Origin of the sequence: Rhizobium leguminosarum (genome assembly GCF_002953715.1) — a bacterium.
Lineage (GTDB): Bacteria > Pseudomonadota > Alphaproteobacteria > Rhizobiales > Rhizobiaceae > Rhizobium > Rhizobium leguminosarum_V.
The window spans coordinates 2,147,793-2,162,419 of record NZ_CP025012.1; the positions used below are offsets into that span (position 1 = coordinate 2,147,793).

The 14,627-nt window shown below is 60.8% G+C and carries 6 protein-coding genes; 2 read left to right on the plus strand and 4 right to left on the minus strand.

Annotated features, from left to right (window positions below; all coding sequences use genetic code 11):
* Positions 1 to 28: 28 nt before the first annotated feature.
* The 3 genes from CUJ84_RS10920 to CUJ84_RS10930 all read right to left on the minus strand — a co-directional run bounded on the left by CUJ84_RS10920 (position 29) and on the right by CUJ84_RS10930 (position 10,433).
* Positions 29 to 8,806: an Ig-like domain-containing protein gene (locus CUJ84_RS10920; RefSeq protein ID WP_105006217.1), complete on the minus strand. Its 8,778-nt coding sequence runs from the start codon at positions 8,804 to 8,806 to the stop codon at positions 29 to 31.
* Positions 8,807 to 8,893: 87 nt separating this feature from the next.
* On the minus strand, positions 8,894 to 9,589 hold the full coding sequence (locus CUJ84_RS10925) for a helix-turn-helix transcriptional regulator (RefSeq protein WP_158686926.1): 696 nt from the start codon (positions 9,587 to 9,589) through the stop codon (positions 8,894 to 8,896).
* A gap of 655 nt (positions 9,590 to 10,244) precedes the next feature.
* Complete coding sequence (locus tag CUJ84_RS10930) at positions 10,245 to 10,433, minus strand: hypothetical protein (RefSeq protein WP_105006219.1); 189 nt, start codon at positions 10,431 to 10,433, stop codon at positions 10,245 to 10,247.
* 1,882 nt (positions 10,434 to 12,315) lie between these two features.
* Between CUJ84_RS10930 and CUJ84_RS10935 the strand changes: the two genes are divergently transcribed.
* Together CUJ84_RS10935 and CUJ84_RS10940 are read left to right on the plus strand one after the other, a co-directional pair.
* On the plus strand, positions 12,316 to 12,939 hold the full coding sequence (locus CUJ84_RS10935; protein ID WP_105006220.1) for a hypothetical protein: 624 nt from the start codon (positions 12,316 to 12,318) through the stop codon (positions 12,937 to 12,939).
* Entirely contained in the window at positions 12,923 to 13,207 is a 285-nt protein-coding gene (locus CUJ84_RS10940) for a hypothetical protein (RefSeq protein WP_158686927.1), read from the plus strand. Before CUJ84_RS10935 ends, CUJ84_RS10940 begins: the two co-directional genes overlap by 17 nt.
* On the opposite strand, the gene CUJ84_RS10945 is transcribed toward CUJ84_RS10940, so the two are convergent.
* Positions 13,170 to 14,549 (minus strand): DUF6538 domain-containing protein, encoded by a 1,380-nt coding sequence (locus tag CUJ84_RS10945; protein WP_245457551.1) that lies wholly within the window; start codon positions 14,547 to 14,549, stop codon positions 13,170 to 13,172. The two genes, CUJ84_RS10940 and CUJ84_RS10945, sit on opposite strands and share 38 nt — an antisense overlap.
* Positions 14,550 to 14,627 lie beyond the last annotated feature (78 nt).

Here is a 14,627-nt window from a genome sequence, read left to right on the forward strand (position 1 = left end):
CGCGCAATCACCCCGCCTCCAAAATTGGTCACACCACGAGGAAGTCAGAAGCGTGCAACGTCAGGCCCGGCTGCAGCGTCGCGAAGTGAACTGGACTCCCGCCTGCAGCACTTCCGTTTTCGTCGTAGGTCAGCCATCCGGTGGTCGGATCGTAGACGATCCTGTCGCTGGCATCCTGCGCCTGTCCGCCATTGGCGACGGCGAATGCCGCGTTCGACAGAGTGCCGTCCTGAAGCTGGGTGAACATTCCTGTCGAATTGCTCAGGACGATCCTATCGTGAACACCGGGATTGGCGGACCTGCTGACGAAGTCGGCGATCGTGTCAACGCCTGCCGTACTCAGAGCAGCATTGAAATGGAACTGGTCGGCTCCCGCCCCTCCGGTGAGGAAGTCGCTTCCCGCACCGCCCATAATAACGTCGTTGCCGCCGCCTCCATTGATATGGTCGCTTCCGCCGCCGCCGCTGATCGTGTTGTTCAGAGCGTTGCCCGTTCCCGTGAAATTGCCGCCGCCGGTGTAGACAAGGTTCTCCACGTTGTCGGAAAGGACGAAGGTCGCAAGCGAAGTTTCGACCGTGTCCCTGCCCTCGTTGGCGTTTTCTTTGACGTTGTCTCCGACGTTGTCGACGATGTAGACGTCGGCGCCTCTGCCGCCGGTCATGACGTCGGCCCCGGTTCCTCCGTCGAGATGGTCGTCACCCGTGCCTCCGGCGAGAACGTCGTTACCTGCCCCGCCGCTGAGAACGTTGTCGCCGCCGTTCCCGTTGATGGTGTTGTCAAGGTCGTTGCCGGTGCCGTTCACGTCGCCTGCTCCCGTCAAGATCAGGTTTTCGACCTGGCCTAGAACGTGCGCCGACGTCAGCAGGCTGAAACTCAGAGAGGTCCTCACTGTGTCCACGCCACCTGCGCCTGCGGTGCTTTCGTCGACCGTGTCGTTGACGCCGTCCACGACATAGACGTCGTTTCCGCCGCCGCCTTGCATCGTGTCCCGGCCTGCACCGCCGTCGAGGACGTTGTCTCCGCCGTTGCCGACGAGCAGGTTGTTCAAGGCGTTTCCTGTCACATCGAGGTCCGCCAGCCCGGTGAGGACGAGGTTCTCAACGGAACCCGTGACGCGTCCGGAGGACAGGTTGAAATCGATCGCCGCCATCACGGTGTCCGTACCGCCGCTGCCGTTCTCGTCCACCTTGTCACCGGCGCTGTCGACGACATAGATGTCGTTGCCAGTACCGCCGCGCATTGTGTCGTTGCCCGATCCGCCGTCGAGGAAGTCGTCTCCGCCATTGCCGACGAGGGTGTCGTTGCCTCCACCGCCGACGAGGTGGTTTGCCCCGCCATTGCCGGTGAGGACGTTGACGAGCCCATTGCCCCTGCCGTCGATGTCGGCCGACCCCGTGAGCGTCAGATTCTCCAGATCGCCTAGGAGCGTCGCCGATGCGGCGAGACTGAAGGTGATCGAGGACTGCACCGTATCGACACCGGTCGAACCCGCGACGGATTCGTCAACGACGTCGCCAACATTGTCTACGATGTAGGTGTCCCCTCCCGCGCCGCCCCGCATTACGTCGGCGCCGGCTCCGCCGTTCAGGACGTCGGCGCCCGTTCCCCCGGTCAGCCGGTCGTTGCCTGCCAGTCCGTTCAGCGTGTCATTTCCGGCCAGACCGTTGATGAGGTCGTCTGCCGCCGTGCCGTTCAGAATGTCGTTGCCCGTCGTGCCTGGGACGGTGGCCCCGCCTTCGGCGACGTCCGTGACCGTGATCGCAACAGCCTCCGACGCGGAGAGCGTGCTGTCGGACGCGGTGACGACGATGTCGTAGACGTTGTTTGCACCCGCATCTCCCGGCGCTTCGAAGTCCGGCGCGGCCTTGAACGTCACGACCCCGGTCGCGCTATCGATGTTGAAACGCACCGCGTCGGCCCCGCCCAGCGAATAGGTTATCGCTGAGAGATTATCGGCGTCCGTTGCGTTGGCATCGTAGGCGGCGCCGCCACCGTTCTCCGGAAAGCTGGCGGTCGTCCCCGAGTTGAACACGGGAGAGTTGTCATTGACGTTGGTCACGGTGACCGCGATGAGCTGGGTGTCGGTCAGGTTACCGTCGGAGACGGAGACAACGACGTCGTAGACATTGTTGCCGTCGGCATCTGTTGGAACCTCGTAATTCGGCGCGGCAACGAAAGAGAGGGAGCCAGTCGTCGGACCGATCGTAAACTTGGTCGCGTCGTCGCCCCCGGCGATCGCAAAGAGTAGGGTCTGCCCACTATCCGGGTCGGTGGCAGTGATCGTCGCTGTCTCGACGGTGTTCTCGGCGAGATTGACCGAAGCGCTGTCGCCGCCCCCGTTGGAGTTGATGACTGGCGCGTGGTTCGTTGCAACAGGCAATATTTCAATCGAGACACTGTCAGATAGGTTCCCTCCAGCGCCGGTGTTCCCGCCGTCGCTGAAGCTAATGGTGGCGGACCGCGGCGCGGCCGTGATCGACTGAAAGAAGTTGTCCAGGATCAACGATTTGAGAAGTGCGTCAACCAGGGACGCCGTCGCATTCGCGTTAAGCGAAAACGACATGTTTGTGGTGCCGAGCCCTGACACGGTGCCGGCATCGACGCCGTCGACCGTGAAATGGAGGATGCCATTGACGTAGCCGACTTGCACGTTGCCGGTCGGCAGGTTGTTCATGATGCTGAAGCGGTCGCCTAGATCTCCTCCCGACAGTGCGATCGTGATCTGCCCCCCGCCGAAGTTGGCTGGATTGTCGGGGTCGACGACGTGGGCGGTTGAAAGCAAGCCCACCGCCGCTCCGGTGTAGGTGAGAGGCGCCGGCGTGTCCGGGGTAAGGTTCGGAGCGTCGTTGCGGGCCGCGATATCGACGGTGACGGCCGCGGAACCGGTATCGTTTCCGCCATTGTTCGCGAACCCGCCATCCTTCAGTGTGAAGGTGAGAGAGCGCGGACCTGCTGCAGGGTTTTCGGAGGTGCTGGAGAACTGGACGTCGCGCAGAAGGGTTTGCACCGCGTCAAAGGTCGGCACCGTAGTGGTCGCAAGGCTGACATGGAGGGAGCTTCCGTCATGTCCGCCACTTAACGTGCCCAATACCGCTCCTTGGTAGGTGACGGTGTTGCCTGAAATGCCGATCTGTCCTGCGCCAGTTCCGATGTTGGCGAGAGTGAGTTGGTCGCCTGAAGACCCGCCTGAGGAAAAGGCGACGTCGAGAGCACCGCCGCTAAACCAGACCGCATCGAGGTCGCTTACCGTTGCGCCGGGAGCCACAAACACCGGCGCCTGGTTTTCTGTATATGCAAGGTTCGAAGGCAGCGTCAGAACCGGGGGATCGTTCACCCCGACCATGTCGACGGTAACGGCGACCGAACTCTGGTCTCCGAACCCATCGGTGAGAACGTATGTAAACGTCCGGTCGATAGTCGAGAAATTGTCCAGCGGGTTCGAAAAATAGATGTCCTTTAATAACGCCTGGACCGCATCGAGGTTCGCGTTCGCATTGGAGAAACTGATGACGAGATCGGCCCCGCCCGTGCCTCCTGCAAACGAGCCGATGATCACGCCTTGGTAGAGTACCGAAGAGCCGCTGAGGCTGATCTGGCCAATGCCCGTCCCTATATTGGCAATCGAAAGCCGGTCGGTTCCAGCCGATGCCGTGTTGGCGATCCGAAGCGAGCCGCCGGCGAAGTTTTCCGCCAGAGTGTCGTAGATCGAGGCGTCCGGGGTCAGGGCGATGGGCGCAGAATTTTCAACAAAGACCGCGGCCCCCGCGGTTCCTCCAGCCGACCCATTTAGGTCGAGCTTGGGGTAATTGAGCTGGAGCACCTGATAGCGGTCGCCGCCCAAGATTTCCTGGCCGAGATACAAATGCCCTGTGACGGGCCCCGAAAGGTTGACCGAGAGGTCCGACGTGCCGTCGCCGTTCAAGTCCATTGCGAGGTGAGAATTAGTACCATCGAAGCTCAGCAGGTAGTTGGAGAGCGTCGCAGGACCGCCAAAGACGTATATCTTCTCGCCATTCTCGTAGTCGGTTATCGTGTCGCCGTTGATGTCTGTCGTTGCAAAGGAAAACGCGTCCCGGCCGGATCCTCCACTCAGGACGTCGACGCCATACTGACCCGCCAGAGCGTCGTCGCCAGACCCGCCAAGAATGGTGTCGTTGCCAGAATTTCCTAGCAGATTGTCGTTTCCCTCGTCGCCGAATATCGTATCGGACCCGGTTCCCCCGTTTATGAGGTCGTTTCCGCCAAGACCGTGAATCACGTCGCCCAGACCCGTGGGGAGTGGTTGTCCGGGTACGGTCTGAGCTGGAGTTATCGTGTCCGCTCCTTCAGTCCCGAAGATCGCGACTCCAACCGGCGCTACGTCGACGATCGTACCCGTCGCCGTCGATCCAGTAGGGTTGATGCTGCCGCCGTTGCTCGTCGACGCCAGGGAAACGACAACGGACTCAGATCCCTCGACAAAAGAGTCGCTGGCTGTCGATATCGTCAGGGTCTTCGAGCTCTCCCCGACGGCAAAACTGATGCTGCCGGAAACCGCGCCGAAGTCTGCGCCGGGCGTCGACGACCCACCCAGGCTGTAGTCCACGGTCTCGTTGGTGGTGGAAGCGGTCCGCAATATCGTGAAGACAAGGTCTCCGCCCTCCGCGATCGACGGCGTTCCGGAGATCGAATACACCGGCGCGATGATCGTGACTGCAAACGGACCGGTCTGTGTCAGCGCATTACCGGCGACGTCGGTCGCCGTCACCTTGAACGAATAGGTCCCATCGGGCAGGACCGGCGTGGGTATGCTGAAGGACCCCCCGGCGTCGGCCAAGACATTTCCAAGGGCGATCACGGCGCCGGCGGAGGGAACGGCAAAAGCTTCCACCCGGACTCCCGCTTGCGTGATGCCGGCAACGCGAAGCGTATTGTCGTTGATCGTTACGCCGCCGCCGGTGTTTCCGCCCACGTCCTTGAGGATCAAGTACGTCGCCGTGGGCGCGGTGGTGTCGACGCTGACTTCTAGTGCGTCGGAACTGTCGCTGACCTGGCCCTGCCCGTCGATCTGGACCGCCCTTAGGTGGTGAGCCCCCTCGGACAAACTGATGTCGAGCGAAAATGCTGCGTTTGCAAACGAGCCTGTCACGCTGATCTCGGATTGATCCAACTGTCCGTCGTTATCGGTGTCGTCGAAAAGCGTGACCGTTGCACCGGGCTGGTGAAGGCCGCTGATCGTTAGATTTTGGGATATGTTGGTGATGTCGTCATTTGAATTCCCGCTATCATCGCTCTCAGCCAGGTCAAGGCCGGTTGGTGCGGAGAGAGCCGCCGTGTCGTTGACGTCCGTCACGGTCACGGCGACGGCCAGACTGCTTGTAAGAGTTCCGTCTGAGGCGGCGACGACGACGTCGTATACGTTATTGCCCCCAGCATCGCCTGGGGCCTCGAAATTCGGGGCCGCCTTGAAGGTGATCTCGCCCGTAGATGCGCTAATGTCAAATAGCCCCGCATCTGTGCCGCCCAAGGAATAATTCACGGGGCTGAGATTGTCCGCGTCGGCGGCGCTGGCGTGATAGGCCACGCCCGTGCCATTCTCCGCGAAGCTGGCGGTCGTACCGGAGGTGAACACCGGTGCGTTGTCGTTGAGATTGGTGACGGTCACGGCGACGTTAAGGATCGAGCTGAACGCCTCGTCTGATGCCGTGACGACGATGTCGTAGATGTTGTCCGCATTCGAATCCGACGGCGCTTCGTAGTTCGGCGCAGCTTTGAAGCTGACTGCCCCGGTTGCGGAGTCGATATCGAAGGCGCCCGAGTCCGCGCCCGACAGCGCATAGTTGATCGCACTGGCGTCCTGTGCATCGGCGTCGTACGCCACGCCGACAGAGTTCTCGGCAACCACCGCCGAGGTGCCGGACGTGAAGATTGGTCCATTCTCATCCACGTCGGTGATCGTCACGGCTACCGACTGAGTATCCACGCCACCGAGTCCGTCCGATACCTGCACGGTGACCTCGTAGACGTTGTCACCATCAGAGTCGGCAGGTGTCTCAAAGTCCGGTGCACTGACGAAGCGGAGGGCGCCGGTCGCGACATCGACTTCGAATTTTGCAGCATCGGATCCTCCGTTGATGGAGAACGCCAGGGCGTCGCCTGCGTCTGGATCGGAAGCGGTGATCGTTGCGACCGTCGTCTGGTTCTCGCCGACGCCCAGTGCGACGGCGTCGCCACCCTCTATCGCCGGCGCGGAATTGGCGGCTCCCGCAACGACGCGGTCGGCAAATTGCAGGAGTTCGATATCCCGAACGACGTCGGTGCCGTCGGGGGCTCCGCCGCGCAGGTCGGCAACCGTAAGGCTGCCGTCTCCATTGTCCGTGATCAGATAATCCGCGCGGTTGCCCCCGTATTTCGCCTTATCGCTGCCGTTACCGCCGTCAAGCGAGTCGTCCTGCGCGCCGCCAAGCAGGATGTCGTCACCGTCCCCGGCAATCAGTGTGTTTGCGTGATTGCCGCCATAGATCACGTCCGCGAACCGAGTTCCAATGACGTTAGGGATTCTGGCGACGACGTCGATGTTGCCAAAGGAATCGCGCGCCGTATCGGCGTCGAGACCCAACTCGGGCCTCGCCGCGTCGCCGAGAAGGTTCACGGTCACGCCTGCGGTTGCTCCGTCGTCCACCTCGTGGCTGTAGTCGACGGTATCACTACCGCTGCCTCCATCCATCGTATCTTTGCCATTGCCGCCCTGCAGGAGATCGTCTCCACCGCCACCCAGCAAAGTGTCATCGCCGTCGCCGCCGATAAGGCTGTTCGCCTCCCCGTTGCCGATGATGTAGTCGGAAAGGCCCGAGCCCGTTACGTTTTCGATGCTGACGAAGGTGTCGATATCTCCGTAGAGATCAATCGCACTACGCGGGCCGACCGTTCCCATCGGCGTCGTGAAGGTCTGCCCTGAGAGGTTGACGAGGGCTCCGTGCGCTGCAGTCCCATCGTCGTCGAGCCGATAGTTGACGGTATCCGACCCCCCGCCACCATCCACCACGTCGTCGCCTGCTCCCAGCTCGAACTGATTGTCGTTGTCGTCTCCATAAATGATGTCGTTAACGGCGGTCGCCCTAACGTTTGCGATGCTGGAAAGACTGTCGGTGTCTCCAAACGCGTCGGTGGCCGTGTGTGCAGCTTGAGTGCCATGGACGGCACCTGAAAGATTAACGGTCACGCCTGCGGTCCCACCAAACAAGGCGTCTTCGCTGTAGTAAGCCCACGTATTTTCGCCTCCACCCGCGAGGGTGTCGTTGCCAGCAAATCCCCAAAGCCCTTGGTATTTTCCGGACGCGGGCTCCGCGATTAGCACGTCGTCAAAGCTGCTGCCTTGCACCTCCTCGATGCTGAGAAGCGTATCGATATCGCCATAGAGACCGATGGCCGTGTGGGCCGCGGCTGTACCAAGAGCCGACGTCGCCGTCGCGTCCGTCAAGTTTACAAACACTCCATGTATGGCCGTTCCATCGTCGTCGTAGGCGTAGTTCACGGCGTCGTCGCCATCCCCGCCATCCGCAAAGTCGTCGCCAGCTCCGAGTTCGAACATGTTACGGCTCTGGTCGCCGTGGATGACGTCGGCGGAGGCGGTTCCCCTTACCCGCTCGACGTGCGTAAGCGTGTCCGTATCGCCGAAACCATCCGTCGCCGTGTGCGCCGACTGCGTGCCTTGCGTGGTGTCCGAAAGGTTGACGGTCACGCCGGCATTCCCACCGAACCTGGCATCCTGGTCGTAGTAGAGCCATGAGTTATCGCCGCCGCCGACGATCGTGTCGTTCCCGCCCAGGCCGTGAAAGCCTTGATACTTGCCCGGCACCGGATCGCCGATCAAAACGTCCGCCAGTTCCGAGCCCAGCACCTCCTCAATGCTTATGAGCGTGTCGATGTCATTGAAGAGTCCCATAGCGCTGTGGGCAGCGACAGTCCCAAGAAAGGAAGCCTGAGCCTGTCCGGAAAGGTTTACGAAGACGCCGTGGAGCGGAGTTCCGGACCGATTGTCGCCACTGTAGTTGACCTCGTCGTCACCGGCGCCGCCATCGACGAAGTCGTTCCCGCCCAGCATCTGGAATCTATTGTTATTACTGTTGCCGTAGAACACGTCGTCATGATCGGTGCCGCGGACGTTATCGACGTTGAGCAAGGTATCGGTGTCGCCGAAGCCATCTGTCGCGGAACGGGCAGCCAGCGCACCCTGCTGTTGATCTGAAAGATTGACAAAGACTCCTGCCGCTCCGCCATAATCTTGGTCGCGGTGATAGTACATCCAGGTATTACGGCCTCCGCCCACTATCGTGTCGTTCCCGGCCAGACCCCAGAAGCCGTTGTAGGTTGCGTCGGTGTCGCTCACGAAGACGTCATTCTCTGCCGTACCACGCGCCTCCTCGATGGAGATTAGAGTGTCCGTTCCGCCGAACGTGTCAGTCGCAGTGTGCGCGGCCTGAGCGCCGTACTGTGTTCCGGACAGATTGACGACCACTCCCTGCCCGCCGTTCTCGCCTGGCGAGGTGTAGGCAACTGAGTCTGTGCCAGATCCTCCGTCAATCTGGTCGTTCCCAGCTCCGCCGACGAGCCAATCGTCGCCCTCATGGCCGAGAATGACGTCGTCGCCGCCAAAACCGTAGATTTCGTCGTCGCCTGGCGTGCCCTCGAGCGTCTGAGGATCGTCGGTGCCGTTGACGACACTGCCGACTTGGGCAATCGCGAGGGTGGCGTCGTCGCCCTCAGAAATAGATTGATTGAGTGCGGGCATTTTTTCCCCTCCCTTTTCGGCCGTCGCGTTGGGCATCGTCGTTCCGCCCCTGACAGCAGGCGCTTCACATCATACCGACGCGCGAAACGAGCCGCATGACCCAAATGGGAGGGAGCCGAAGGCCTAGGCGAGGCTCGCGAGCGTTGCGACAAGGTCGGACTGGCTGTTGACACCGATTTTGGCGAAGATGCTCTTCAAGTGATTGCGACCTGTCTCGTAAGAATAGCCTCCGCTTATTGAAAGCTCGTGCAGCTTGCGGCCCTTCGTCAGAAAATGCGCGAGACGAGCTTCGGTCGGTGTCAACGGGAAAATCTGCTGTAGGAGTTCGGGGGACGGCACCCTCCGGTCCATCGGATCAATGAGAATGACGAACGCTCGACAGCGTGAAAAAATACTCTGCGCGGCGCCTCCGGCGGACGTAACGAACCCGACGATCGGAATGCCACTCCGCCGCGTGATCCTGACGGGAACAGGTATCTCGGAGCCTGCCTCGGAAGTGCAGACAGAGTGGATCGCGGCGTCCAGCGACCTTCTTGCCGTTGCGTCACGACACGTGAGACGCCGGTTGAGAATGTAGACGTCGACGCACACGATCAGGGTCGCGCTGCGGTTCATGAGAACGACCTGCCCGGTCCGGTCCAAAGCAATCACGGCCTTGTTGGAAACGTCGAACGCCTCCAGCGCCGCCTCGGCCCTGGCGAACCCCATTGCACTGCTGAACGCCACCGTCGTTGCAAGTCTGGGCGGTGTTGTTCGGCCGACCTCCCACGTTTCGGCACGGCGAACGGAAACGGCCCACTCCTCAGTTGCTCCTGCCATTTTAACCCCCACGACCATCGCAGACCAACGGCCAAGTTCACTCTGATAGAACTCACGCTGAACAGATGCAGGCGACGTGAAATGTCGAGAGCGACGCGGCGTCGATCGTCCGCGTCAGGGGCATGTCGCCTGATGCGCCAAACTGTTTCGGAAAACGCTGCACAATTGCATCGGGATACAGTCGGTCACAATGATCTCATCGTGCCAACAGTCGGCCCCCCCGGAAGAAGCACATTAGCCAAACGCCACAAGGCATACAACCTACACGAAAGGACTAGACGCGAAAAACAAATCAGTAGTCGATTTCTGCGGTTTATGCCGGCACACGCGGGGCGCTCCCTCTTTTGTAAAAAAGCATCGGGACCGGATCCGACAATGGGTGCCGTGATGCCTGATCGTGCAGAGGGCGCTTGCGTCTCCGCCCGCACGAGCCTGGCGCTCTACGCGATGTGCGCCCTCGTCGAGGGGAGTGCCAGACCGCGACGATGTTGCCCGTCCTTTCGGCCGCCCACTCCTGTCACACCGCCGAACTCGTCTGAGTGCGTGATGAAAGGACTGTCCTGCGCGAGGCCGGCGACACAAGACAAGCGGCCGACATGTCGGCCCGGTAGAGCTTTTTGCACTCCCGAGGCAGTTGCGATTTCCGACAAAACCGTTAGATCGCTCTCTGCATGAGGTACGGAGATTTTTCGACGGGAACCCCTGCGACGATCTTCATCACCAGCGTGGGAGACACGTCGGGTACAGACCTAACTCGTCCGTCCTTGTAGAGCACGTGCAAGACGCAGGTCTCTCCGTCAAACTCAAGTTCGGCGATCGTCTTTGAATGAACCAGAAACTGCATCTTCAGCGGCCTCCCCGCACCGCGGCATGACTAAGATGAGAAATCGCCGACCGCCGATGTCCTGAAGGGACTATGCTAGATCGGTCAAGACAACGCGTTGCCACCCCGACGGCCGGCGTTGTCCGAAACATGATCCCCAAAGTCACCCGCGTTCTGCCAAACCGTTCTGGCGAAATCTCACGCGAGTTTACTAAAGCCCGCCGTCGAATTCACGTGAAATCAGCGTGACACACGCCTTGCGGATCGGTGGAGGACGAATCCACAAGAATAAGATGTGGGCGGCCTTGCTGCAAAGAAGATGGAAACGGCTGCAGACAGCTTGAGGTCCCTCGCGCCGTTCCAACCATCTGCAATGTCGGCCTTGGGAGTGCCGATGCGTTAGCGCTGCGACTTGCAAACTATTCGGGCCGGCCGCGCGCGCCGCTTTAACGGTTTCGGAGCGCGGGATGGCCGCCATCCGACGAAGACCCGCGCCTCGTGTCTTCGTCGTGTGTGGATTGCGTTTCTTCAATAACAGCGGAAAACTCCCGCAGAAACGGAAGGTCCTCGAGGTGCTGTTCGGGCAGGCCCCCGCCGTGGACAGGTCTTCGTCCCCGTCGAGGTCCTGATCTGATGTGCGAGAAAAACAGCATCGCTTGCCTTGCACCTAATGTACGCCAAAGGAGACCGCGACGACTGACGGAGCACCCCCGTCGCGTTCTCCCGCCAGTTCCGCGGCAACACATGAACGCGCACCGCCCCGGACCGCCCTTCCGTAACCGCTCTGCACATTGTCGGAATCGCGACCCCGGAAGGATTCGCGATCGGTACTGGATGAGCGCGGCGATGGATTCGAGCGCGCGGAACAAACAATCATCGGACGGGCGTCAAGGATTCGATCGCTACCGGGCGCTTCCACATTCCAAGGATTCAGTAATGCGCGTTTAACGTGTGCCTATTGTCAACAATTAATGCTTCAACATCAATGGCTTGATTGGTCATAGACCGAGGATCAATCGGAAGGCGTAGTTTACAAATAGGTGTACAGGCCCGATAATCCGGACAAGTTTCAGGGAGGGTCCCGCCTTCCAAAAAACGCAACCGCACGAAGCCCAGACCCGTCCCAGAAGGCTGACGCTCGAATTCCGAAGTGGAGAAAGGACTGATGGATATCCATGAGTACGTCATGATGCGGCCGCCCGATCCGCGTCCTTTCGAACCGCGGCAAACGGACCGTCGTCAGTTCGCCGCCAAGCAGGAATGCGTCCGAGGGCAGGTCTTCTTCACCGCGAGAGTGCGCGAGAAGCAAATCTTGCGGGTCGCCGCCGGCAGATCGAAATCGCTACGGCGGCTCGGGCCGCCGCCGGACCGCCCGGACCTCCACGACGTTCGCGACCGGCGGCCGCTCACATCAAAGGGATCGAGGCGAAGCTTGGACCTTCCGGCGCATCGCCATCCTTCGGGAGCTGTTCGATCGTCGGACTTTGCCGGCATAAGCGTGACGGTACGCCGCTGGTCGTTCAGGGGCCGGCGCGGTCGGACGCAAGCCGGCGATCCGCCTCGGCTTCCGCTAATGAACACGGGCCCCGCCCCTCGTGGACGTGGAAGGCCTGAGACAACGCCCCGACGTCGATCGTCCCGCACCAGCGATAGCATATCCATTTCTCCCGTTGGAGTTCGACCGCGATGGTCGTGCGAGATGCGCGGACGCACCGGCACTGTTCACCGTGGCCGGCGCCTTGCGAACAGTCGGCCGTGCGGCCCGATGACGGACGGGCTCAGTAGATGGCAGAGGTGTCCGGTGATTGAGTGGGAGCGAGCCGACGAAGTCGTCGTTTGACCCGGCGGGAACCGGGAGTGGACGGGACGCGCGCTGCGAAAGACCAACTTCGAGGAGATGACTATGAAACAGCCGCATTACCTAAGGGACGAGTTCGAGCCACACGAGATCGTCTGCTACTGGATCGCTGCTGAGCGGTTGTCGACGAAATGGGATGTGTTTTTCAAACTCCTGCTGCTTTCTGGCCTGCGAACGGACACGTTGATCGGCTCGACCCAGGCAGATGTCGACGAAGGCGGCCGGACATTGAACTTGGGCAGACGAGAGAGACCCAAAGCCTTGTTCGAGCCGTACGGAGAGAAGGGCGAGCTGGCTTTGTCGACCGGGATGGTCGAGTTGCTGGGGCGCCTTGACCGCAAGGAGGCTCCCCATCTGCATATATTTTCATTCGTATCCGGCCAAGACCGGTCACACCTGTATCGCCAGACCCGGATGATCAGGATGCTTATGCGGGCGGTATGCGCGGAACGCTTCCGGGGCCGTACCGTCCAACGTTGGGGATTGAGCAAGATCCGTCGGACCCTCCGCTTCTGGCTGATGCGCAGACGTGGCCTTGAGCCCAACGACCTCAACGTCAAGGCGCTGGCCGCGGCGCTAGGCGAGACCTGGCCGACCGCACAGGATCTCGAGGCCTGGCAGCACGAGATACTGAAACATGTTGGAGGCCCCTGTGACCAAGTCAGATAGTGCCGGTATGCCCGAGCGGAGATCCGTACCGGCACCGGTTCCGATGTCGAAACTAGATCCGGCCGAGGCGACGGAGCGCGAAATGCAGGACATGCTCGATCGCTTCGCTTTGGAACTGGTCGCCAGGGGCCGCAAGGCGATGGTCCTTATCAGCCTCTACGACCGGTTCGAAGGCGACGTCGTCACCCGCCTTCGACAGTTTGCCGTGCTCGATGCGGCACGGGAACGGGTTAGACGATTGCGGGATCGAAGGGCAAAGCGATTTTAAGAAGTTCCTTCCGCTGAAACGCAAGCGAGCCCTTCTTCCCATATTTCGGCCGACTCGACGTGTGCCCCATCAGGAGCATCCGAACCTCCGTATCGATGCCAGCTTCCGTCATTCGATCCTCGAAGCTGTGCCTCAACGAGTAGATCTTATGCTTCTTCGACGGAAACAGGTGGTGCTCTCGAAAGTATTTGTTGAGGGTGTTCGAAAGATGGGTGCCTTTGTCTCGATACCGTGGAAAGCCATCTGGAAATTTCTTCAACGCTTCGAGCGCGACGCCGACGAGGGGAATCTCCCTGATCGATGAGTTTGTTTTGACCTCGCGCGTGCCGTCATCTTCGTCCTCGTCCTCGTCGTGCCCTCGCACATTGATGTGCGGAGTCAAATCCATGAGCCCGACGAAGATCTGCTGGCCATTGAGGTTGGCAATCTCGCTCAGCCGCGCTCCGGTTTCGATCAGGATCAGGACGATCGCACGCGCCTCGTCATTCAGCGTTCGCAGCGCTCCCGGTGCCAGGATCTTTTCCAGGATCCAACCGCGCTCGAAGGGCGGCCGTGTCCTCTTCGTCTTTTCGCTGAAGCCGAGCTTCGCAAACGGGTTCTTAACGTCCTCCTCGCCCATGTACTCGTGATACTTCTGATACAGAAGGCGCATGTTTCCAATGTCGCGGTTGCCGCAGGTGGGGGTGTGTGTGGCGGGTTGCTTTTTCCCATCCACGCTCGGAGGCGCGATTTTCTGCTGCCACCACTTGTAGAACGCCTTGCCGTCCTCGCGGGTGATCAGACCGATCGGCTTGTCGCCGACCACAGCTACGAAATTGTTCAGCGCCCGACGCTTCGTGTTGAGCCAGCCGCGTCTTTGTCCGGGGCTCTTGTTTGCGATCTCGGAGGTGGCGATCTCGTTGACGTACACGTCGAAGACCGCGCGGATGGTGACCTCCGGCCGTTCGACGGTTCCGAGAAGCGCATCCGCTGTCGGTGAGTTCGGCTTGCAGTCCATCAGGGCGCGGACACGGTCGAACAGTTCATCCCTGGTGGCCACCTGCAGGATTTCCATCGTCGTCCGGTACGTGAAGCCCAGCGCCGCAAGCCGCCTGACCGCGGAGAGATAACGCTTCGTCGCCGCCTCCTTGGAATCCGATGCGAGGTACGCGCCCCAGAGATCGTCGTCCGCTCTGGCGTATCCATCTCGCAAAAGGCGGGCCTTCGCCAGGTCGCGCGTCTTGAGCGATATTCTGATGATCGGCCCTCGGTTGTCCTCGTCGGCCACGACGGCCGGAACCCGGCGTTTATAGCAGTAGACGCCGTTTCGCCGAGTGAGGTATCTGTCGTCGGGCATTTCCATGTCGCGTCCTCCCATGTGGTTCAACATGTATGGCGAATTGTGGTCCAGACGGCCTGTACTGTCAAATCAATCGTTCTT

What these genes read in the sequence shown, in the direction of transcription:
- CUJ84_RS10920 (WP_105006217.1), bottom strand. Translation starts at nt 8,806, where the DNA reads ATGCCCAACGCGACGGCCGAAAAGGGAGGGGAAAAAATGCCCGCACTC.
- CUJ84_RS10925 (WP_158686926.1), bottom strand. Translation starts at nt 9,589, where the DNA reads ATGGCAGGAGCAACTGAGGAGTGGGCCGTTTCCGTTCGCCGTGCCGAA.
- CUJ84_RS10930 (WP_105006219.1), bottom strand. Translation starts at nt 10,433, where the DNA reads ATGCAGTTTCTGGTTCATTCAAAGACGATCGCCGAACTTGAGTTTGAC.
- CUJ84_RS10935 (WP_105006220.1), top strand. Translation starts at nt 12,316, where the DNA reads ATGAAACAGCCGCATTACCTAAGGGACGAGTTCGAGCCACACGAGATC.
- CUJ84_RS10945 (WP_245457551.1), bottom strand. Translation starts at nt 14,549, where the DNA reads ATGGAAATGCCCGACGACAGATACCTCACTCGGCGAAACGGCGTCTAC.